The 20,023-nt window shown below is 52.9% G+C and carries 18 protein-coding genes and 2 pseudogenes; 13 read left to right on the forward strand and 7 right to left on the reverse strand.

The annotated features are described in order from the left end of the window. Window positions 1-573: 573 nt before the first annotated feature. Entirely contained in the window at window positions 574-885 is a 312-nt protein-coding gene (locus KNN16_RS15060; RefSeq protein ID WP_369685866.1) for a transposase, read from the forward strand. A 728-nt stretch (window positions 886-1,613) separates the two neighbouring features. On the opposite strand, the gene KNN16_RS01000 is transcribed toward KNN16_RS15060, so the two are convergent. Continuing rightward, on the reverse strand, window positions 1,614-2,207 hold the full coding sequence (locus KNN16_RS01000) for a hypothetical protein (protein ID WP_303898128.1): 594 nt from the start codon (window positions 2,205-2,207) through the stop codon (window positions 1,614-1,616). Between the two features lie 215 nt (window positions 2,208-2,422). On the opposite strand from KNN16_RS01000, the gene KNN16_RS01005 reads away from it, so the two are divergent. Next, window positions 2,423-2,671 carry a hypothetical protein gene (locus KNN16_RS01005; protein WP_303898129.1) on the forward strand — a complete coding sequence of 83 codons (249 nt, stop codon included), beginning with the start codon at window positions 2,423-2,425 and terminating at the stop codon, window positions 2,669-2,671. Between the two features lie 363 nt (window positions 2,672-3,034). Here the strand turns inward: KNN16_RS01005 and KNN16_RS01010 are convergent, their stop codons facing one another. Further along, window positions 3,035-3,412, reverse strand: coding sequence for a hypothetical protein (locus tag KNN16_RS01010; RefSeq protein ID WP_303898131.1), 378 nt, complete (start codon window positions 3,410-3,412; stop codon window positions 3,035-3,037). A 230-nt stretch (window positions 3,413-3,642) separates the two neighbouring features. Here KNN16_RS01010 and KNN16_RS01015 point away from each other — a divergent pair, with 230 nt between their 5' ends. The 8 genes and pseudogenes from KNN16_RS01015 to KNN16_RS01050 all read left to right on the forward strand — a co-directional run. Then, window positions 3,643-4,734 (forward strand): glycosyltransferase, encoded by a 1,092-nt coding sequence (locus tag KNN16_RS01015; RefSeq protein ID WP_303898133.1) that lies wholly within the window; start codon window positions 3,643-3,645, stop codon window positions 4,732-4,734. Window positions 4,735-5,793: 1,059 nt separating this feature from the next. After that, window positions 5,794-6,714: a glycosyltransferase family 2 protein gene (locus tag KNN16_RS01020; protein ID WP_303900579.1), complete on the forward strand. Its 921-nt coding sequence runs from the start codon at window positions 5,794-5,796 to the stop codon at window positions 6,712-6,714. Further along, complete coding sequence (locus KNN16_RS01025) at window positions 6,702-7,889, forward strand: glycosyltransferase family 4 protein (RefSeq protein ID WP_303898134.1); 1,188 nt, start codon at window positions 6,702-6,704, stop codon at window positions 7,887-7,889. The genes KNN16_RS01020 and KNN16_RS01025 overlap by 13 nt, the downstream gene beginning before the upstream one ends. Further along, window positions 7,873-8,832, forward strand: a complete 960-nt coding sequence (locus tag KNN16_RS01030; RefSeq protein WP_303898135.1) for a GDP-L-fucose synthase — start codon at window positions 7,873-7,875, stop codon at window positions 8,830-8,832. The genes KNN16_RS01025 and KNN16_RS01030 overlap by 17 nt, the downstream gene beginning before the upstream one ends. After that, window positions 8,822-9,718, forward strand: coding sequence for a bifunctional 2-polyprenyl-6-hydroxyphenol methylase/3-demethylubiquinol 3-O-methyltransferase UbiG (locus KNN16_RS01035; RefSeq protein WP_303898136.1), 897 nt, complete (start codon window positions 8,822-8,824; stop codon window positions 9,716-9,718). Before KNN16_RS01030 ends, KNN16_RS01035 begins: the two co-directional genes overlap by 11 nt. A gap of 489 nt (window positions 9,719-10,207) precedes the next feature. Beyond that, the gene (locus KNN16_RS01040) at window positions 10,208-11,149 is read left to right on the forward strand and encodes a bifunctional 2-polyprenyl-6-hydroxyphenol methylase/3-demethylubiquinol 3-O-methyltransferase UbiG (protein ID WP_303898137.1); all 942 of its coding nucleotides are present in this window, start codon (window positions 10,208-10,210) and stop codon (window positions 11,147-11,149) included. Further along, the gene (locus KNN16_RS01045; RefSeq protein WP_303898139.1) at window positions 11,146-11,895 is read left to right on the forward strand and encodes a class I SAM-dependent methyltransferase; all 750 of its coding nucleotides are present in this window, start codon (window positions 11,146-11,148) and stop codon (window positions 11,893-11,895) included. Before KNN16_RS01040 ends, KNN16_RS01045 begins: the two co-directional genes overlap by 4 nt. 153 nt (window positions 11,896-12,048) lie before the next feature. After that, window positions 12,049-12,333: pseudogene (locus tag KNN16_RS01050) on the forward strand (IS701 family transposase); the annotation flags it as partial. Window positions 12,334-12,337: 4 nt separating this feature from the next. On the opposite strand, the gene KNN16_RS01055 reads toward KNN16_RS01050, so the two are convergent. Beyond that, window positions 12,338-12,931: a hypothetical protein gene (locus tag KNN16_RS01055; protein WP_303898140.1), complete on the reverse strand. Its 594-nt coding sequence runs from the start codon at window positions 12,929-12,931 to the stop codon at window positions 12,338-12,340. 68 nt (window positions 12,932-12,999) lie between these two features. Between KNN16_RS01055 and KNN16_RS01060 the strand changes: the two genes are divergently transcribed. Then, a complete protein-coding gene (locus tag KNN16_RS01060; protein WP_303898142.1) occupies window positions 13,000-13,335 on the forward strand; it encodes an IS5 family transposase in 336 nt (111 codons plus the stop codon). A gap of 11 nt (window positions 13,336-13,346) precedes the next feature. Next, a pseudogene (locus tag KNN16_RS15065) lies at window positions 13,347-13,778 on the forward strand (transposase); the annotation flags it as partial. Here KNN16_RS15065 and KNN16_RS01065 read toward each other — a convergent pair. Further along, a complete protein-coding gene (locus tag KNN16_RS01065) occupies window positions 13,753-14,151 on the reverse strand; it encodes a hypothetical protein (protein WP_303898143.1) in 399 nt (132 codons plus the stop codon). The pseudogene KNN16_RS15065 and the gene KNN16_RS01065 overlap by 26 nt on opposite strands. A gap of 389 nt (window positions 14,152-14,540) precedes the next feature. Here KNN16_RS01065 and KNN16_RS01070 point away from each other — a divergent pair, with 389 nt between their 5' ends. Beyond that, window positions 14,541-15,989 carry a hypothetical protein gene (locus KNN16_RS01070; protein ID WP_303898145.1) on the forward strand — a complete coding sequence of 483 codons (1,449 nt, stop codon included), beginning with the start codon at window positions 14,541-14,543 and terminating at the stop codon, window positions 15,987-15,989. 1,865 nt (window positions 15,990-17,854) lie between these two features. On the opposite strand, the gene KNN16_RS01075 is transcribed toward KNN16_RS01070, so the two are convergent. The 3 genes from KNN16_RS01075 to KNN16_RS01085 all read right to left on the reverse strand — a co-directional run bounded on the left by KNN16_RS01075 (window position 17,855) and on the right by KNN16_RS01085 (window position 20,011). Then, complete coding sequence (locus tag KNN16_RS01075; RefSeq protein ID WP_303898146.1) at window positions 17,855-18,487, reverse strand: transposase; 633 nt, start codon at window positions 18,485-18,487, stop codon at window positions 17,855-17,857. A 34-nt stretch (window positions 18,488-18,521) separates the two neighbouring features. Then, window positions 18,522-18,992 (reverse strand): IS630 family transposase, encoded by a 471-nt coding sequence (locus KNN16_RS01080; protein ID WP_303898147.1) that lies wholly within the window; start codon window positions 18,990-18,992, stop codon window positions 18,522-18,524. A 68-nt stretch (window positions 18,993-19,060) separates the two neighbouring features. Then, entirely contained in the window at window positions 19,061-20,011 is a 951-nt protein-coding gene (locus tag KNN16_RS01085; protein WP_303898148.1) for a glycosyltransferase, read from the reverse strand. Between the last annotated feature and the right edge of the window lie 12 nt (window positions 20,012-20,023).

A 20,023-nucleotide genomic window follows, 5' to 3' on the forward strand; every position in this document is an offset into this window, starting at 1 on the left:
AAGCATAAAAGCAATCCACTTCTCCAGGTTTTCTAATTTCGTATTTGTTTAGCGTCTCTGGATAGGGTATCATAGGAGGGCCATGACCACCCAGTCCACCTGTCCGAATTGCCAACAGCTTCTGGCCGAATTGGAACGGCTCCGGGCGCAGTGGGAGGAGGCGCGGAAGCGGATCGCCGCCCTGGAAGCCGAGGTGCGGCGGGGTCGGCGTTCGGCGGCGCCCTTTTCCCGGGATAAGCCCAAGCCCGATCCGAAGCCACCGGGCCGTCGTCCGGGGCGGGAGTCGGCCGCCCGAGGAGGCCATCCAGGAGACGGTGGAAGTCCCGCTGGAGGCGTGTCCGGCGTGTGGGGGACCCCTGGAGGACCGGGCCACCCATGAGCAGGTGCAGGTGGACATCCCGGAGGTGCGGCCGGTCATCCCGCGGTTTCGGACGGAGAGGGGCTACTGTCGTCGATGTCGGAAGCGGGTGCGGTCGCGCCATCCCCGGCCGGTGTCGTCGGCGACGGGGGCGGCGGGGGGCGAGGGCGCTGGCGGCGGACCTGAAGCATCGGCGGGGGATTCCCTACCGGAAGGTGGCGGAGCTGTTCCGGGTAGCCTGGGGTCTGGAGGTGACGGCCTCGGGCCTGGGCCAGGCCGATGAACGGCTGGCGGAGAAGGCGGAGCCGGTCTACCCGGAGTTGGTGGAGGCCCTCCGGGACTCGGTGGCGGTGCACGCCGATGAGACGGGGTGGCGGGTCGGGGGGCAGGGGGCCGGGTTGTGGGTTTTGACCGGCCCGGGGGGGACCGTCTACACCATCGATGGGCGCCGGTCCCATGAAGTGGGGGTGGGGGTCCTGGGGCCGGGGTTTTCGGGCGTGGGGGTAACGGACTGTTTCCGGGCTTAGGACCATCGGGGGGAGCAGGTCCTGCGGGAGTTGGGGCGGCTTCAGGGGGAGAAGAAGCGGGGGCGGGGCTTTTGCGGGAGGCCCTGGCCTGGAGGGCGGAGAAGGGGAGGCTGGAGCCTGCGGAGTTTGAGGCCCGACTCCAGGAGTGGGAAGCGAAGCTGTCTGCCCGGATGGCCGAGAAGCGACGGTTCACGGATGGGGACCATGCGCGTTTGGCCCGGCGACTGCGTAAGCAACGGCGGCATCTCCTGCGGTTCCTCCGCGTCGAGCCACCGGGCGGAGCGGGCCCTCCGACCGGCGGTCCTGGTCCGCCCCAAGACCCCTCGAGGGGCCCGAATCCATGCGGTGTGGGCCAGCCTGCTGCAAACCCTGAGGCAACCGGGCCGAGAGACGCTGGCCTACCGGATATCGGTCCGGACGGCCCCGGCCCGGCTTCCTCCCCTGTTCCCTCCCCCGCTGTGGGACACCTCATAACCCCCAGACGCTAAACAAGTACCTAATTTCTTAGACATCCCCTTCTCCAGCCCCAGAAGACCCTTAAGATCCCGAAAGCTTGGCTCCATCTTCATCCGACTCCGGTAAATCTCCAGGGCCTTCTCCGGCTCCAGGTTGGAAAAAACCCCCACCGGCTCCTCCAGCCCCGGGGCCCAGTCGCCCGCCAGGTTGCCCTTTACTTTGCCCAAATCGATGACATTCCGCCGGAGCACCTTTTGACCCGGCCGGATGAATCACGCTACCCGTCGCCCCTCTTCGTCCGGGATCGTCGGCCGATGGGCCCCATTCCGCCGGATCCCATCCTGGATCCCCGAGGCCGCCAAAGCTTCGAAAAGCCCCAGATCGCTGAACTCCCGGTCGAAAACCAGCGGCTGGCCACCCAGAAGATCTTTCACCTGTCGGAACAGCCGCGGATGCTCCAGATTGCGGGAGTGGAGATCCCGGTGGATCGTCTTTTCCGAGTCGCAAACAAAGGCAAAGGGAATCGTCCGACCCGCATCGGGCGGACCCAGCACCAAAAGCCAGAAGCCCAGGGTCTGGCCGTCGGAAAGCCGGCCCCCATCGCCGGTCCGCCGGGCATAGGGCCTTTCCACCTCGGTCCCATCCCCAATGTAGAAAGGCGCCTCTTCATCCAGAAGACGCAAAAGGGCTTGTTTCGGATCAGCCTCCTTCAAAAATCGCTGGATCGCCTTGTAATTTGCATCGGGACTTGTCCCACGCATGGCCTGAGCCAGGTCCGAAATCCGCAAAGAACCCGCTTCCAGGATCGCCTGGACCAACCGGGCGGCCTTCTGGGCGTGCTCGTCCCGCTCCAAGATCTCGGCCATGACTCCTACCTCCCCCGAAGAGGATTCCGCCCAATTCTACCACCCCCTGTCCGAACTTCTCTCCGAAGGTCAGTCCTTCAGGCCTTGCCAGATGGGGACCTTTGCGGTATAATTATCCTGGATGGAATCTGGCCGGGATCGCCTATCTGAGTGAACTATCTGGCGACCTCCGGTACGTCTGGCTGGCCGGTCGGGCGGTGGAGGCGCTGGAGCAAATGGATGGGTATCTCTTTGCCCAGCCAGGAGTGGAGGAACCGGCCTCGCTGGGGGGCCGCTCTTCCACTGAGGGTTCGTGCCTGCTGTATAGCGACTCGGGCTTGCCCAACCAGAAGGGTCCGCTGGCATCGGACAAAATTGTCTTCCGGGACGGCTGGAGCCCGGACGTGGCGTATCTTTTGGTTAACCTGCGTTTCACCGGCTGGCACCGCTACAAGGCGACGGGCACGGTGACGCTGGTCTATTAGGGTGAGGCCCTGGCCGCTGATGTGCTGGACAGCCGGCCGTTCTTCTGGCTGCCGATGGGCCGGAGTCTGTTCCAGAACAAGCGCATCCCGCGGGAGAACCTGAACGGTCTGGTTGTGGATGAGGCTTGGGGGCCTGCTGGGGCTAGAGGAATGGTCACTTGGCACTTGGTCGGTGGAGCAGAGGCAGGGGTGCATCGCTTCCATCTGGGTGAAAGCAGCGGTTCGGTAGAGGTCCTCTTGCTCCCTTTAGGTGGTGATAGTCAGGTAAAGGTTCTGGGATGCACTACTGACTTGTCCGGTCTGAATGTGGCGCATCTGTGCATGTAGCAGTGGTATTTCTGGCTGGGCCGTGGGTGGGGGTAGTCACCTCCTAAGGTATTGGTGATGCAGGAAGGTCAAGCATTCCTCGCTCCGATGCCGGTCGTGGACCCGGACCTCGGTGAGGGCCTTGGCGTGTCGGGCTGCCACCTGCCGCCACCGCCGGATGGTCCCCACCTGGTGGCCGGTGATCGCTTCAGCGGCGCTCCGGCTCCCCCGGCGCATCCCCACCCGCAGGGGGCGCGCCGCTTCCGTCGGGGTGGCGCGCCAGCGATCCATCGCCGTGCCCAGGGTGGGGCCGAAGGAGCGTCCGCCGTTCCGGCACACCCAACGGGGCCGTCCGCCCTGGCTGCTGTTCTGGATCCCGTGGGTGGCCCCACGGCGAGGGCAGGGAAGGTTCTGGGGATGGGGCTTTCGATTCATCGGGCCCACCTCCGTCGGAATCTGGTCCCGATGATACCACCGAGCACTACTCAAGGGAGCGACTACCTGGGTGGGGGCGGAAGTGAAGAACGGCAGTAGCGGGTTGGAATTGAGACAGACTGATAACTCAATCACATTTTTGTCCATACCATCGTGGTGAACTTCCTGGAGGTGACTTGCGAGTTTGTTATTTTGGGACATACCAGGCCAACTATACTCGCAATCGAAAGATGATAGAAGGGCTGCGGCGCAACGGGGTAGAGGTCATTGAGTGCCACGAGCCCTTATGGTTTGGTACTGATGATCGAGTGCAAGCTGCCAGCGGGGGGTGGATACGTCCCTCTTTTTGGTTGCGAATTATGAAAGTTTATTGCCGTCTTCTGCGTAAGTATTGGAGTGTTGGCGTTTACGATGTAATGGTGCTCGGTTATCCGGGGCAGTTGGATGTCCCTTTAGCCAGAGTGCTGACTTGGTTAAATAGAAAGCCCCTTGTATTGGATGTGCTGATGTCTATTTACCTCATTGCTCAAGAACGAGGACTCACTGCACATAATCCATGCACCAGCTGGCTGATTTATGGCTTGGAGAAGATATCCTGTCTGTTGCCAGATTTGTTAATTCTGGATACAGAGGACTATGTGGCATGGTTTCAGAAAAAATATAAAGTCGATTCCTCTCGGTTCCGTTTAATACCTCTCGGAGCAGACGACAGGGTGTTCCAGCCGGCATCTATCGAGAGGGATGATGGTCTATTTCGAGTCCTCTATTATGGTTCTTTCATTCCTAATCATGGAATAAAATATATTATTGAAGCGGCAAGAATCTTATGCAACGAAACTGACATCTACTTTGAATTAATTGGTGATGGTCCAGAAAAGGCAGCGGCAGTAGCCCTGGCACGTCAATATAATCTCACCAATGTGACCTTTGATGATTGGATGGATCAGGAGGAACTGGTAAGTCGGGCTGCTAGAGCTGATGTAATCCTCGGTAGTTTCGGCACCACACCACAATCTCTTATGACAGTACAGAATAAAATCTATGAAGGGCTGGCAATGGGAAAACCTGTTATCACGGGCGATTCTCCAGCTGTGCGGCGGGTGTTGATTCATGGTGAGCATGTTTATCTGTGCGAAAGGGAGAATCCTTTAGCCTTAGCAGAGGCCATACGTACGTTAAAAAGGGACCAAAAGTTGCGCCAATACATCTCTCAAAAAGGACATCATTTATACCTTGAAAGGTTCACACCACGCGTGCTTGGCTTTCAATTCAAGTGTTATTTAGAAGATTTGTTGTCATCACAGAAAAGAGAGTTTGCCTAACAGCTCTTGTACTTTCTTTAAGATTTGGCCTCCAATTTTTACAATTTGGTCGTGATATTCTTTGGAATGATGGGGCATGCATCGTTCTGGTTGCACTTTCCTCAACTATCCAGGGCACTATAGAAGCAGTTCGCTCACATGCAATGGCGATGCTCTTAGATTATCTCATAATTCGTCTTGTCACTAAGATAAGTCTTAATGAATTTGTTTTGCGCTTACCAGCGTCCATTTCCGATGTGGGCGTAATTTTGGGGTTGGTATTCGATTTCTGATGAGTCTTGCTATTGTTTTTGTGGCTCTTGTCCCTGGTTATGTATGCTTCGAAGCTCATCAAAGGTTTAATCATCCGCTTTTATGAGGTGGGGTTTCGGTTTGGAAAGTGATTGCTCTTGGTTTGGGTTGGCTTGAGTTATCTTTTATATTAACGCTAAGCTTGAGGCAGATCTGGTAAGTGACAGGTTTTGGACTTTTTCTGGCTGGGACGATTATCTGCCTAAAACAACTAGGACTTACGCAGTTGGCAGGAAGGGAGCCCCACATATGGCGAGTGATCGCCCAAAACGCCCCATATATGGCGGTGGGAATGACTCAGTTGGGCCCCAACTGCGTAACTCCTAGACGAGTTCGTCATCATAGATGGAAGGTCTCATGATTTGGAAGGACGGGCAAATACTTCCTTTTAATCTTTCAGAGGGGGACAAAGTGATCGCAGACCAGGCGTACCCATGCGACGAATGGGAGGAAGAGATGAGAAGGGAAGGGATAGGGTGGGAACCTATCCGGCGGAGGGGAAGTCGAAGGGATCCAGGGGAAGAAATGGAGGCTTGGAAGAGGAGAGCCAAGAAGGTATTGGAAATGCTTAGGCTTTACTTGGGCAAAAGGGTTCAAGCGGTGACATCGAGAGGGTTTTTGCTGAAGATCAGGATGGCGATGATCAGTTACAATTTGCACCGTATCTTTTGTCCTGTCTTTTAAAGTAGCAATTTGGGTTATAAATAATAAATTTTGACCAATATGTGTATTTTGATCATTTAATAGGAGAATGCTAGTTCCATGCTCATGAATTCTACGAATTTGCCTTTGGTTTATGTGATAGTACTTTCTTGGAATAACTGTTCGGAGACAATAAATTGTTTGGATTCTGTGAATAAATTAAGCTATCCTAATAAGCGCATTTTATTAGTGGACAACGGTTCTCAAGATGGGACGCCTCAGACCGTCGCCGCAATCTTCCCTAATATTGAAATAATTGTTAACGATGAGAATCTTGGCTTCGCAGCAGGCTGTAATGTGGGACTGCGGTATGCGCTGGAAAATGGAGCTGAGTTTGTTTTTCTCCTGAACAATGATACTGAGGTGTCTTCTGATGCACTTGATCATTTGATCGCAGCGATGGGACCTGGTATAGGTATGGCTGCTCCGAAGATTTATTATGCACATGCTTCACAACCTATTATCTGGTCAATAGGTGGTAAGTGTCATCCTGTGACTCTTGAGAAAATAGGTGATGCTCGTGGTCAGATAGACAGAGGGCAGTGGAACCAAGTTTTAGAACGTGACTATTTAGTCGGATGTGCGGTGTTAATTTCCCGCAAGTTGTTAGAAACTGTTGGTCTGTTTGACGAAAGTTTCTTTATGTACTATGAGGACTCAGATCTATCATTACGAGCAAGGCGCCAAGGATTCAAGCTACTATTCGTTCCCAATGCTCATGTTTGGCATAAAGTGGCTCTAAGTAGCGGAGGGAGTGATACCCCAAACGAACGATACTGGATGGCTCGCAGCAGTATTTTATTCTTTTACAAACATGTGAAAGGACTCCGTTGGCTGGTCATAGTGCCTTACCGGGTTGGGAGTGCTATCAAGACGTTAATTCGACTACTCTGGCGGAAACGATGGGATGCTGCCCTCGCTTATTGCCGGGGATTGCGAGATGGGTTGATCGATGTATGGCGGAGGGTTTCCCAATGCACTTCTTGATGATAGTCCACAACGTGGTTGGTAAAGGCACTTACTGGCGTGCTCTACATTTGGCAAGAGCATTGGCCAAAAGAGAGCATGAAATCACTATTGTGGCTACTTCTCGGGACCATCATTTCAGAACTAGGATTTCCTTTGATAGTCAAACCGGTGTAAGAATTATAGAGTCTCCGGATTTATTTAAAGGCCCCTTACGATCAGGATGGGATTTGTGGAATTCATTATCACGCATTATACAAACTTATAGACTCAAGGTTGACCTAGTACATGCTTTTGAGTCTAGACCGGTGGTCATTCTGCCTGCACTCTTCTGGCAGCGCTGGCAAAGGGTGCCCTTGGTTATGGATTGGAGTGATTGGTTCGGACGTGGGGGGGCAGTGGAAGAGCGTCCTAATCAACTACTACGTGCCTTTCTAAGGCCTGTGGAAACTTTCTTTGAAGAATATTTCCGAGCTTGGGCTGATGGAACGACAGTAATTAACAGTTTTTTGTATCAAAGAGCTGTTAATTTGAGGATTGACCCTAATTATATTCTTCTTTTGCCTAACGGCTGTAACATTGATGAGATTTTCCCTGTGTCCCAATTGGAGGCGCGAAAAACATTGGGATGGCCAGAAGATATTTATATTTTGGGATATATTGGCACTATTTTCCGAGCTGATGCAGAACTTATGGCACAATCATTTGAAATATTGCATCGTATGGAGCCAAGGTCTCGTTTATTAATAATCGGATATTGTAATATTGCTGTAGAAACTATGGTGAAAGCCTCTGGAGTTGTTTGGCGGACCGGATGGGTTGATTATCGAGATCTTAACCTTTATTTAGGAGCTTGTGATGTGTGTTGGTTGCCGATGAGAAATAGTGGAGCAAACTGGGGACGTTCACCCCTTAAACTCAACGATTATATGGCAGCTGGACGTCCTGTTGTGATCACTAATGTGGGTGATGTGGCCAAATTGGTAGCAAAGGGGAACTTTGGTCTGGTTGTCGATGACAATCCAGAGGACCTGGCTAAAGCAGTTTTCCGGCTATTAAAAGATCCAAGTTTGTGCAAGGAGATGGGCAGAAGGGCTCGATACTTGGCTGAATCTGAATTTGCATGGGACTTTATTGCTGCTAAGCTTCTACTCTTTTACAACAAAGTCAGGAGGCGCTATGGATTTAACACGTAAACGAATTATGGTCACTGGTGGCGCGGGTTTTCTGGGACAGTATGTAGTTCAGGAATTGCGCGCGAGGGGATGTTCGGACATTTTTATCCCTCGCAGCGCCCAGTATGACCTCCGAACACCAGATGGTGTAAAACGTGCCTTCGATGACTCAAAGGCAGAAGTGGTTTTCCACTTAGCTGCTGTTGTTGGAGGCATTGGGGCTAATCGTGCTCGTCCTGGCACCTTTTTCTATGACAATTTAATAATGGGGATTCTGCTAATGGAGGAGGCGCGAAAGAGGGGAGTAGAAAAGTTTATAACGGTTGGTACTGTTTGCTCTTACCCCAAATTTACTCCTATTCCTTTCCGGGAGGAGGATTTGTGGAATGGCTACCCCGAGGAAACTAACGCTCCTTATGGTCTGGCAAAAAAAATGCTGTTGGTGCAAGGTCAAGCATATAGAGCTCAATATGGTTTTAATGCCATTTACTTGATACCGACAAACTTGTATGGTCCTGGAGATAAATTTGATTTAGAAACATCCCATGTCATCCCTGCTCTTATCCGTAAGTGTGTTGATGCTAAAGAAGCAGGAGCTGATGAAATCGTTGTGTGGGGAGATGGGTCTCCTACAAGAGAGTTTCTATATGTTGCTGATGCCGCTGAGGGAATCGTGCTGGCCGCTGAACGATATGATGGTGAGGAGCCGGTAAACCTGGGCTCTGGTTTTGAGATTAGTATTAAGGAGCTAGTAGAGATAATCAAAGAGTTAACTGGCTTCAAAGGACGAGTTCGATGGGATACTAGTAAACCTAATGGACAGCCAAGGCGTAGGCTAGATACTTCAAAAGCGGAAAGGTTGTTTGGCTTCCGTGCCAAGACAGATTTCAAGGAAGGTCTACAGAGAACGATCGATTGGTATTTGTCATTAAGAAAAGGAGGTAATAAAAGGGATGAAAAGTAATAAAAAATTCATAGTTAATAGTCGCAAGGCTCTGAACGTGATCAGCTTTTGTGAATTCATACGCATGGGAAGTTTCCAATGGCGCGGACAGAGATCACTTGCAAAGATGGCCTTTTTCCTACTTTTTGGAACACCTGACGTTCATACTCGTTTAAGATCTGCTTACGTGTTGAATAAAATCGAAAGCTTAGATATACCATTTGGGGCTAAAGTATTAGAAGGAGGGTTTGGACGGGGAATTGTGCTCTTGGGGTTGGCAAAACGTCATCCAGATTGGCATTTGGTAGGGTTCGAGTTGGATCCCATTATGGCCGAAAGTGCCCGCAGGATAATTGAACGAGATAAGAAGATAACTAATGTTGTAATTGTAGAAGATTCGATAGAGAACTTGGAGGCCAATAATTCTTATGATTTGATAATTCTTGTAGATGTCTTGGAACACATAAAAGACGATGTAAAATTAGTAAAGCGCCTGATATGCGCCCTCAAATCGGGAGGGTATTTAGTGCTTCATGTTCCTAAACCGCGTCAGGAGCAATGGCGGTTCCTACCTGCATTTCGGTTCCATGATGTGCTGGATATAGTCCGTAGCAAAGGCGCTCATCGACAAGTAAGAATATCCGGTCATGTGCGCGAAGGATATAGATATAAGGATTTATGTGAATTAGCAGATATAGCAGAGGCAAGTATTGTAGACATTGAAGAAACAATAGGGGTCTGGGGAGAAATCTCTTTTGAATTGAATCAGCTGTTTTGGAAGTATCCGATCTTGCGCTATCTCTGGGCGCTCCTTACTTATCCTATTACTGTGACGATTGGGTATTTAGAGATTCTCAGTAAGCCATCTTCAGGCAATTCTTTATTAATAGTATTTCAAAAAATATAGCAAGAGGCAGACTTTAAGACTAAGAAGTAGTGGTAAAATAGATGGTGAAGCACAACACATCATCGGACGTGAGTGCTCTGATTGAAGAAGCAACCCTCTACTGCCGCGCCCGATGCCAGCGCCCGAACATCGTCTGCAACGGATACAATGACTTCAAAAGTCCCAAATATCGCTGCCAGGACTGCGGCGCCCGTTGGATCTTGAAACCAAAGGGCGCTACACGGGAGAACAAAAATAGCTTATCTTACGAATTTACCTGGAAAGAGCTTGCGTAAGGTCGATTCAACACCTTTTCAGCGTCTCCTGCTCTACTCTGATGGCTTGGATTAAAAAAGTTCAGAGTTTGCCTGCGTTGAGCGAGACTCCGGCGGCGGCATATCCGGATGATGGATTGGGGTCGGATGAGATGGGGAGTTTTGTTTGCTTTATCACTGAATTCTTGACCACTACCCGACTAAGTCAGTAAATTCCAATAATAGAGCCTGAAATATGTCCGTGAATATTCAATTAGAAGTAGTTAATTGCGATTTATGTGGCTCCAATAATTCAATAATCTTTTATACTTTAGAAGATACATTATATCATATACCTGGTAAATTTACCTTCCATCTCTGTGAAGGTTGTGGCTTGATTTATCTTAATCCTCGTCCTTCTTCAAAATCTATAGAATTTTTATATCCTCCTGCTTACTATAATTCATTTCTTTTGCCAATCAATCGAGAGGATATCCCTATTATGCGTTGGATGCGCCAGCGCAAGATAGCTAAACGGCGTCGTCTTATAGAACATTATAGCGGTCTTAAAAGAGGCGTCTTGTTGGATGTGGGTTGTTCAACGGGTCTTTTCTTAAATGAGATGTCAAGAGCGGGCTGGGAAGTAAGGGGAGTAGAGCCTGTTAAGTTTGTAGCTGATTTCGCTCGTCAACACTTTGGCCTCAATGTCTTTAATGGCTTCTTGGAAGAAGCCCCATTTATCCCAGAATCATTTGATGTGATAACTTTTTGGGATGTTTTAGAACATACATTCTCGCCTAAAAGTACTTTGACAAGGGCGTCTGTTCTTTTGCGCAGTAACGGTTTGTTGGCTATAAGTATACCTAACTGGGATAGCTTGGAGCGAAGACTCTTCGGCCCTTATTGGCAAGGTCTAGATCCTCCAAGGCACTTCTTTGTCTTTACACGCAAGACGCTTATCGATTTGCTTGACCACACAGGCTTTCACATTGTGGACTGGAGATGTGAAGTGTCTGGATACTTTTCTTTTGTCCTTAGTCTAGAAAGAATGATAGGGTCTAAAAATCGGCATCTCGCGCATATTTTGAGAGAGTTAGTTAACATACCAGGCATGCGTTTACCGTTTGAACCCATGTTCATGTTGCTCAACTGGCTGAAGAAAGGTTCTACCATTTTTGTATTTGCGAGGAAGAAATGAACTTTAGGTTCCGCTTGACAAGAAAAAGTGGCGAAAGATCACCTCTGATCATCCCTGAATGGTTTAGAAGGCGGATTGAACCAGACACTTTTGCAATTTACGACTTTGTTAAAGAAGCTTCCCGGTCAATTGCCCCGGGTTCTTGGGTGTTGGATGCTGGGGCTGGTCAAGGGCGGTTTAAGCCAGACTTTGTGCATACACGTTATGTGGGCGTTGATCTTGCTGTTGGTGACCCTTCTTGGGACTATAGTAATCTTGATGCTATTTGTGACTTAAGGAACTTACCATTTCCTTCAGAGGTGTTTAATGCTATATTGTGTATCCAAGTGTTAGAGCACATCCAGGATCCTTTGGAAGTTCTGAGGGAATTTAAGCGTGTTCTTCAGCCAAATGGGTTATTGTTTCTTTCAGTACCTCAGAGTTGGCCAAAACATCAAAAGCCTTTTGATTTTTATCGTTATACATCGTTCGGATTGCACTATTTATTAGAAAAAGCGGGTTTTAACGTTTGTTCTATAAGGCCAATCGGGGGATATTTCTGGCTTCTTTCTTTTCAACTGCAAAACATTGATTATTGGATTTTCTCAAGGAATAACAAAAAACGACCACTTAATTGGCCCATCAGAGCTCTTCTAGTGTTGCTTTTTCAGATCATATTTCCAATTATTTTATACTATTTAGACAAATTAGATCAAATTAGAGATGAAACTATAGGATATCTTTGTGTTGCGAACAAGCCCTCATAGGCATTGAGCTCATCGTCCAGAAACCTCCTTGTCCAGGTGGGGTTGATGGAGTAGGAGTTACGCAGTTGGCCGTGTCTTCCTTTCCGTGCCATCATGATAGCCGGTCGAACCCCACTCCGGCCCGGGGAGGCCAGGCCGATGAATCCACCCCCGCTGGACCAGCCCGATGCCCGGAAGATGGATCGGATGACGGATCCTTGGAGCGGCCAGCATCCGCGGGTGGTCCAGGGGATGGCGCTTTGGACCTTGCTCTGGACGGAGGGGAAGGCCCTCCTTCCCTGGGACTTTCGGGTGGAGGACCAACCCCAGGGCAGGAAGACCCCAAACGAGCCCTTTCAAGCGATGCGGCGGAAAGCCCGGGAGCGGGGTTTTACACCCGAGTATGTGCTGATGGATAGTTGGTATGCGTCTTTGAAGAATCTGAAACTCATTGCCTCGGTAGTCACCCCCTAAGGTATTGGTGATGTGGGAAGGTCAAGCATTCCTCCCAGGTCCAGATGGGGTCGGTCCACCCGATGGCCATAGCCGGCGTCCGCGGCCGACCCCGCCCCTCCGGCAGGCCCTCCCCCGCTTCCCGCAAGGCCCGATGCGGCCGCAGCCCGTTAGGCTCAAACCCACAGAGGATCACCCGCGCATCCCAGGTCTCTACCGTCTTCGCAAAGGCGTGGGTCTTACGCCTCAGCGCGTTCAACCGATCGCGCAGCACGCCGTTCCATCGTTCCTCATGCACCGGATCGGGACCATCCACCGCCTCTTCCAGAACCGGACGCACTTCCACGCGCACCATCCGGCCCCGATGACGGCGCTGGACGGCCTGAATCCACCCCACCCCGGGCGTGGGCGCCCGGGGCGGACGCCCCCGCTTTCCCGTCGGTTGCGCGTCCCGGTCGATGCGGCCAACCGCCCGACGATCGACGGGCCGACCATCGTGGATCCCAACCACTCCTCTCTGGCCCTGTGTGCGCTGGCGGGTCTGCGCCACCACGCCCGCCGAGGCGGCCGGATCTCCAGCCTCTGGACACTTTTTTGAACTCATCTCAAAACTCCGGTGTCCGGTTGGAGTATACTCTGTCTCTGGACAACCTGCCTGGGAGGGGAAGGCCGATGGGGTTTCAGGAGCTAACCGATGAGCAGTGGGCTTTCATTGCGCCCTTCCTGCCGCCCAGGGCCAAAACCGGAAGACCTCGGGCGGATGACCGCAAGGTCCTCAACGGGATCCTGTATGTGCTGGTTACAGGCTGCCGGTGGTGCGATATGCCCCGCCCATATGGCGCCTATCAGACTGCCTGGCGGCGGTTTCGGGAACTTCAGGAAAAGGGGGTCTGGCACCAGATCCTGCAAGCCCTTCTGGACTGGGGGTATACGCTGGGGAAGGTGAAGGTGGAGGCGGTGGCGGTTGATTCCACGCTGGTGGAGGCGAAAAAAGGGGGGAAGGTGTAGGAGTAGATGGGCATAAGAAGCGAAAAGGGACGAAAGTGCACGTTTTGGTGAATGAAGATGGGCTTCCCTTGAGTGTGGTGGTGGGGCCTGGGAATGAGCACGATCGTCGTCGGTTGGAGGAGGTGCTGGGGGGCTTGCGGGTGAAGAAGAGCGGGAGGGGGCGGGCGCGGACGCGGCCGAAGGTGATATATGCGGATGCGGCCTATGATGCGAAGGCGATTCGGGAGGGGTTGCGGCGGCGGGGGAAGGGAACCCGAGGGGGAAAGCGGGCGTTCCGGCGTCGGAAGGCCGATCGGAAGGCTCGAAGCAGCGTGGAGCGGTTCTTCGGATGGCGGAAAGGGGGGTTCCGAAGGCTGACGGTTCGGCACGAAAGGCGGCTTGCCACCTTCCTGGCCTTCGTCCTCCTCGCCGGCTTCCTCATCGCCTGGAGAATTTTGAGATGAGTTCTTTGACAAACGACCGGAAGGCATCCACCTCGACCTCGCTCCGATGCCGGTCGTGGACCCGGACCTCGGTGAGGGCCTCGGCGTGTCGGGCCGCCGCCCGCCGCCACCACCGGATGGTCCCCACCGGGTGGCCGGTGATCGCTTCAGCGGCGCTCAGGCTCCCCCGGCGCATCCCCACCAGCAGGGTGCGTGCCACTTCCGTCGGGGCGGCGCGCCAGCGATCCATCGGCGTGCCCAGGGTGGGGCCGAAGGAGTGTCCGCCGTTTCGGCACACCCAACGGGGCTGTCCGCCCTGGCTGCCGTTCTGGATCCCGTAGGTGGCCCCACGGCGAGGGCAGGGAGGGTTCTGGGGATGGGGCTTTCGATTCATCGGGCCCACCTCCGTCGGAATCTGGCCCCGATGATACCACCGAGCACGACTCAGGGGAGCAACTACCGAACCCTTAGCTCCAAGGGGGTTCATCTGGATGTTTCAGACGATCTGCTGAGACAGGGACGCGGCATATGAGGCGACAAATGACCTGGAGAGGACCAGTATGTCCTCCACCCAACTGCGTAACCCTTTTGGATTATTGGTTAGACAAGTATTTTGGGAGCATGTAACCCCTATAGATTATTGATTAGACGAGCATTTAAGGCTATAATTTAAGCGACTATTTAGCATATTTAAGAAAGGAGGTGGTTATAGGTAAACAGGCGGAAAAGTCATCAACTTAATCATAAACATCTTTACTTAAACTCAAAAACAGGAGGTTAAAAATGAAAAGGTTGACGATATGGATCCCTATCCTGATTGCAGCACTAGCAATCAATGTGGCGTCGGCTCAAGGCACTTTGCCTGGCAGTGGCTGGTGGACGGGCGAGCAGGTGCAAAATGTGGGTACTGCAACAGCTCGAGTAGCGATTACAATCTATGATAAGAACACATCAAACACTTGGCGGGCAGACAGGGAGATTGCTCCTGGTGCTTCTTATACATTCACCCCCTTCGACCCAGAGTTGAGTAGCTCGGCTACTCAAGGATCGGCTATCGTGAGTGCTGATCAGCCAATTAGGGCTATTGTGAACGTAACAAATATAAAAGCTGGCTCGCTTGGACAGGATGGAGGTAAAGCGGCGGCTCAGTATCAGGGGTTTGATGCTTCCGCTACAGCTAACACGCTCCTTTTCCCGTTGGTCAAGGGAGATTACTACGGTCATACTACCAGTTTCTATGTCCAAAATGCTGGTAATGCAGCAGCAACAGCTCAAGCTGTCTTTAAGATGCGCACGGGTGCTGTTTATACTTATACAACTCCCTCCATCGGACCTGGCCAAATGGTTGTCTTTAGCATCTACGATGCAGGATATACCCCTCCCACTAATCAAGACGGACGGGTCGGTAGTCTGATTGTTACATCTGCTCAACCCCTGGCTGGTGTTTCACTGGAGCATAAAACTGTTGAGAATCCAGCGACACTTTTACAAGGTACTCGGGGCTTTACTCCCGCAGATTATGATAGCAAAGCATATGCCCCGGTGATCAAACATCAATGGTATGGCCGTTTTACTGGTATTCAGGTGCAAAATCCTAACACAATTGATATAACTGTTACCGTAACTTATAAAGGAACGGATGGCGCTTGTAGGGGAAGCACCTATACGGAGAGTCATGCTGTTCCTGCTGGTGGAGCATACACTTTTGTGCAGTTTGCTGGTTATACACCTTTACCCTCCCCCTGCTTGGCCTCGGCGACCATTGAGGGAACAGGGAATTTCGTAGCACTTGTCAATGAGGGGGCGCTATCTGGATATCCACCTGCTGGTATTACCTATTCGGCAATTCCTAATAAAGTCGCCACTACCAAAGTGAGTGCTCCACTCTTTAAGGATAATTACTATAAGAATACGAGTGGTCTACAGATCCAGAATGTGGGTACAGTCCGGGCCACAAATGTTGTAGCCACCTTTAATTGCACTACTCGAGGCGGTTCATCCTTTGTAGCTGTTTCAAAACCACAAACAATTGAGCCTGGTGCTGCATATTTGTTCTTTAGGCCTTCTACTAGGCCCGACGTGTTTACAACCAGTAATCCATTTGTAAGCGATCAGGCAAATTGTGCTGTGACGGTCACTAGCGATCAACCTATTGTAGCAATTGTTAACGAAATGGGCTGGGGAATATCAATGGATGATAATAACTATGAGGGTTTCAATCTAACACCATAAAATTCTAGCATATCAATCAAAACAGGGCCACCCATGCGGGGGTGGCCCTGTTTTTGGAGGCAAACGCAATGTGTTCCAAAGTGGGCTTGATTTTGCTGGTGATCGTAGTATCTTTAACTTGTTGCCGTCCAAGACAGATTCCTTCTATCAGCCCTTCAGTCAGTGCTCTCCATAGCCCGTTAGTCCCTACACTATCGGCTGGCCAGGTATATGCTTTCCGATTGGATAAACCAATTCGCTCAGGGACCATGCGTGTCACCGGGGGCGGTCCTCCTGGAGTACCTATCATAATCGTGGATATCACTTTTGGAGGGCTTGTTTTAGCCACGGGCAATATAGACCAGAGCGGCCGCTTTGTCTTTGAGTTAAATCAACCGCTCGAAGCTAACCATCGCATAGGGCTGGGATTAGGCAACTTGTCAGGCACTCCTTGGGAATCTATAAAGTTTGACAGCAAGTTCTATGGTGGAGAGCCTATGAATGTTCCGCTGGTGGGGTTTTTCTTTGATACTTGTTTGGTAAGTGAGTGATACGCATTAGATGACTTTGAATACCTAGTAATGGATTGTAAAAATTGCTAATTATGCCGATGAATGAATAAAAATCGGCTGTTTCATGCTAGATTTAGAATGATTTCTGCGATGATTGATATACCTTCCAGATTTAGGGTAAAGTATACTATCATTAGTCAAAATTTGCCACTACCCACGACCTCCTGTGGTCACTCCATCGAATAGTGATATGGTAATGGTATAGGTGAAGAAGATGGCACGAAAAGCTTGTCCAGATAATTTCCCCTGTCCTCACTGTGGGGCCACCCACGTGGTAAAGAATGGCAGCAAGGGCGGGCAGCCCTGTTGGGTCTGCCGTAACTGCAAGCGCTCGTTTGGGCCCACCCTAGGCACGGCGATGTACCGCTTGCGCAACACCCCTATGGAGGTGGCATGCACGCTGCTGGTGGTGATGCGCCGGGGGAATCTGAGCGCCGCTGAAGAGGTCACGGGCCATAAGTATGAGACCATAGGGCGGTGGTTGCGTGCCGCAGCGACGCAGGCGGAACAGATCACCAATGCCTTGGTCCATGATCTCCACTTGACGGTGGTGGAGGTAGATGCCTTCTGGTCCTTTGTCAAAAAAACATGCTCCAGCTGGAGACTCGGGCAACATGCCGGCAAGGATGGGCCCACGTTGGGGATGTAGTTGGGGATGTAGATGTTGTAAAGGATGGATCGGCCCACGCGCTTCGTGATGGCTTGAGCCTTTGCCGCTTCGGAGGAGGAAGCGGCTTCCCGCGTGGTGGTCCAGACGTGGCAGCGGACAGTGGTTCAGCAGGGCGTGCCATGGGTCAGCGACGGGCGAAAGGTGTATCGCCAGAAGGTCCAACCGGGTGAATCGGGACCCGCAACGCCCGAGGAAACGGGGCCGACCTCGCTTGGTGTCTACCCCTGGGGTAGGATGGACCCAGGCCATCAAGCATCGTTGTCAAGGGAGGGTGGTGCGTATTGAGGTGTGCCAAGTGTGGGGCGAGCCGATAGCGTGTCCCTATGCGGTTCACGAAGAACGCTTGAACGGGGTGTTGCGTGACCGGCTGAATTGTTTGACACGCAAGACCCATGCCTTTGCCAAGCGGGAGCAGACGTGGGATGCCGCGGTGGTCTTGTGCTTATTCGAGGGCAATTGGCTGCGCTCGCATCCGGCGGACGCTGTTATCGAGGTAGGAGCCCGGCGATGGCGATAGGTTTGACCGACCACGTCTGGAGTTGGGAGGAATTCCTAACCTACAGACATTATCACTACCCCAAGGGAGGACTACCCAACCCTCCTAATCTGATCTATTGACCTTCGTTTTTTCAAAGCAACAATCATCACTCCAATCCGGCATATCGGAAGCAAGAAAGCAATAAGGCAGTCTCTGTTCCCATTCGTTCCAGCGAAGCGCTGACCGCTTCCCGGAGATGGTCGATCCCTTCCGGCAAGAAATTGGCCAGGTCGCCATATTTGCTATGATTCCAGACCATTTCTACCAGGTTCAGCTCCGGCGCATAAGCAGGCAACCAGACGACTTCCATCCCGTCGGGATGTTGCTCCTGGAGAAGCCGAATCGCTTTCCGATGGGCGCTGTGCCGATCCAGGACCAGGATGAATTTCTTCCTCACATGCCGATGCACCAGGCCCAGGAAGGCGATCACAGCATCAAAACGTATGTTCTGTTGATGAATCTGAAAGAACAGACGAGGCCGATGCCGCACAGGGGAAAAACAGATCCCGGCCATCCCGGAGAGCCGGTCGCGCCGATCCCCACTGGGCGGCACGGGGGTCTGCCCTTTCGGCGCCCATGTCCGGCGAACCAATGGCTGCAGCCGATAGCCCCTCTCGTCTCTAAACAGGATCGGCCCGCCGTTCTCCCGGGACTTTTTTTCATAGGAGTTACGCAGTTGGGGCCCAACTGAGTCATTCCCACCGCCATATATGGGGCGTTTTGGGCGATCACTCGCCATATGTGGGGCTCCCTTCCTGCCAACTGCGTAAGTCCTATTTCATTTTCACCTCTTCCCCCTTCTGGGCGCGCCAGGTTCGGATGGCCGCTTCGTCCCGCTCCCGGGCCCGTCGCTGGGGCTTCTGGGGGCTCCATCCCATCTCCCGGAGCAGATACCAGACCCGACCCGGATGGTATGACACCCCAAACTCCCGCTGGATCCCCTGGGCGACCCGGCGAAGGGTCCACAAATCCGTGGGGAATCCGGCCGCTCGGGCCCCTCGCCGGAGAATCTCCGCCAGACGCTGTTTCTGGTCCGCCGTCAGGCGAGGGGGACGGCCGGGATGGGGTTTGGCGCGCCGCGCTTCCACCCCTTGTTCCTGGAGCGCTTTTTTCCAGCGAGAAACCGAGGCCGGGGAGACGCCGACCAGACGACTCCCTTCCCGGACTCCTTGGCCGGCCTGGAGCATCCGAACGGCGATCATCCGGCGCATTTCCAGAGCTTCTGCACTCCATTTGGGCCGCATTCTACCATCTTCCCTATCTGTGATGGGCGGGATATATTCTAAAAGATGTTACTATGGCAAGGCGAAGATCAATAAAAACGTTCCTCCAGTTTCCGCATACGATACATGACTTCTTCCAGCAGTCTCCGGTTGTCGCCGATGCGGTCGGCCAGGAGGCCAAACAGGAAGATCAGGAAGGCGAGAATGAGTGAAAGGGTGGCGACGATCAGGGATTGCAAATGGCCTCGCAGGGCGAAGCCCTCGGTGACGAAGAACCAGGCCAGCCGGGCGAAGAGGATCAGGCCGATCAGCCAGAAGGGGAGCGAAAGATAGAAAAAGGCCTTCAACGGCTCGTAGCCCGCGTAGACCCGCACCAATGTGGCCCCCTGGCGCTTGATGAAATCCCAAACCCCGTGATGCAACCGCGAGGGCCGCGGGGTGGGTCGGGCGCGCACCGGAACGTGGGCGACGGCCAGCCGCCGCTTGCCCGCCTGGATGAGGTGCTCCACCGTGTATGAGAAGTCCGTGAGCACGATGAGACGCAGCGCCGCCTCCCGGGTGTAAGCCCGGAAGCCGCTCGGCGCATCCGGAACCTCCACCCCGGAAGCCCAGCGCACGACGGCCGAACCCAGCGCGGAAAGGGCTCGCTTGGGCCATGGGAAGTGCGTGAGACGCATCACCTGCCGATCGCCTACCACGAGATCCGCCTCCCCCCGCAGGATCGGGGCGATCAGAGCGGGGATGTCCGCCGGATCATACTGGCCGTCCGCATCCAGGTTGACGATGAGATCGGCCCCCAGGCGTAACGCAGCGTCCATCCCGGTCTGGAAGGCCGCCGCCAGCCCCCGGTTGCGCCGATGCCGGATCACCACGTCTGCTCCCGCCGCCCGGGCGACCTCCCCTGTGCCATCCCGAGAGCCATCGTCCACCACAAGGACCGTCACCCGATCGATCCCCGGGATCCGACGCGGGATCTCCCGGATCACCTCGCCGATGGTCTCCGCTTCGTTATACGCCGGAATCTGAACGACGAGATGCATTCCCACCCTCCT

Source organism: Thermoflexus hugenholtzii (assembly GCF_018771565.1).
Classification (GTDB): Bacteria; Chloroflexota; Anaerolineae; order Thermoflexales; family Thermoflexaceae; genus Thermoflexus; species Thermoflexus hugenholtzii_A.